Genomic DNA, 1,763 nt, shown 5'->3' on the forward strand with positions numbered 1-1,763 from the left:
TTGCGAGCCGGACGTATGTCGCGCGGCAGCGCACGATTTCGACAGGATGCGGAAAACTTTCCGCTCCGACGGATTTTTGTGCAAGCCGCCATCTGCTTCCCGATCTCTCAACCGTTCGTCTAACGAGCACAATTGCGGGTTGGCATTTCCGGCCCACTGTCTAAACTCGCCCCGGTTCGCACCTGGGAGGCGGTGCGGTCGTCGATATTTCAGGGAGGGAAATCGGATGTTTCATTTCAGAACGAAACTTGTTGCAGCCGGCGCTGTGGCGCTGTCACTTGGCCTTGGCGCTGTGTCGGCAGGAGCCCAGGAATTCATCAACGTGCTGACCGGCGGCACATCCGGCGTCTATTATCCGCTCGGCGTGGCGTTGTCGGAAATCTACGGCAAGGGCATCGAAGGCGCTCGCACCCAGGTGCAGGCGACCAAGGCTTCGGTTGAAAACCTCAATCTGCTGCAGCAGGGCAAGGGCGAGATCGCCTTTGCGCTCGGCGATTCCGTCAAGATGGCCGCCGAAGGCAATGCCGAGGCCGGTTTCCCAGGCAAGCTCGACAAATTGCGCGGCATCGCCGCCATCTATCCCAATTACATCCAGATCGTCGCCAGCCAGGAGTCCGGCATCAAGACGCTGGCCGACCTCAAGGGCAAGAGCCTGTCGGTCGGCGCACCGGCGTCGGGCACCGAACTCAATGCGCGCGCGATCTTCGCCGCCGCGGGGCTGAAATACGAGGATCTCGGCCGGGTCGAATACCTGCCCTTCGCCGAATCGGTCGAGCTGATCAAAAACCGGCAGCTCGACGCCACTCTGCAATCGGCCGGACTCGGCGTCGCCTCGATCCGCGACCTCGCCACCTCGGTGCCGATCAATGTCGTGGCGGTGCCGGCCGAGGATGTTGCGAAGATCGGCTCGCCCTATCTTTCGGTGGTCATTCCCAAGGGTACCTATGAGGGCCAAAGCGAGGATGTCGCCACCGCCGCCGTCGGCAATTTCCTCATCACCCGCGCCGATGTCTCCGACGAGATCGCCTATCAGATGACCAAGCTGATATTCGACCATCTCGACCAGCTTGCCGCGGCCCATGCCGCCGCCAAGGCGATCGACCAGGCCAAGGCGCTCGACGGCATGCCAGTGCCGCTGCACCCCGGTGCGGAACGGTATTACAAGGAGAAGGGATTGTTGAAGTAGCGGAGCATGGCTCGGCTATCGGAGATGCACTCGCCAGGCGTCCCCCTCTGCCCTGCCGGGCATCTCCCCCTCAAGGGGGGAGATTGGCCGTCACCATACCTTTCGCCATTCGCTAGCGTTGCAGAACGTGCGCAGACACCGACGCTGCTGATCTCCCCTGAGGGGGAGATGTCCGGCAGGACAGAGGGGGGCGCCTCGCACTACACTTCGCTCCTTCTGGAGACAGTCGGATGAGCGAAGCATCGTCTGGAACAACGACCGACGGCAAATCCACCACCTTCCATCTGCCTGCCGTCGAAGAACAGGTCGAAGGCCTGCCACCCGGCTTCGGCGACGGCATCGCCGGCAAGGCCGCCTTTCTCATCGCCGTCGCCTTTTCCGTGTTCCAGATCTATGTCGCCGCCTATGGCAGCATGCCGAGCCAGGTGGTGAGGGCGATGCATGTCGGCTTCCTGCTGCTGCTCGGCTTCGGCCTGATCGCCAATCTGCGCGCCAAGAGCATGCCGGCCAAAGCAGCGTTCTGGGCGCTCGGGGCGCTCGGCTTCGGCACCGGCCTGTACAATTGGGTGTTCTACAC

At 62.5% G+C, this 1,763-nt stretch carries 1 protein-coding gene and 1 pseudogene; both read left to right on the forward strand.

Annotated features, from left to right (window positions below):
- The first annotated feature begins 226 nt into the window (after positions 1-226).
- The gene (locus EN893_RS32400; protein ID WP_127267557.1) at positions 227-1,186 is read left to right on the forward strand and encodes a TAXI family TRAP transporter solute-binding subunit; all 960 of its coding nucleotides are present in this window, start codon (positions 227-229) and stop codon (positions 1,184-1,186) included.
- Positions 1,187-1,416: 230 nt separating this feature from the next.
- Positions 1,417-1,763 (forward strand): annotated as a pseudogene (locus tag EN893_RS32410) (TRAP transporter permease); the annotation flags it as partial.

The organism is Mesorhizobium sp. M7A.F.Ca.CA.004.04.2.1, from assembly GCF_004022825.1.
Lineage (GTDB): Bacteria > Pseudomonadota > Alphaproteobacteria > Rhizobiales > Rhizobiaceae > Mesorhizobium.

Coding starts and splice junctions, on each gene's coding strand:
- EN893_RS32400 (WP_127267557.1), top strand. CDS start 227: ATGTTTCATTTCAGAACGAAACTTGTTGCAGCCGGCGCTGTGGCGCTG.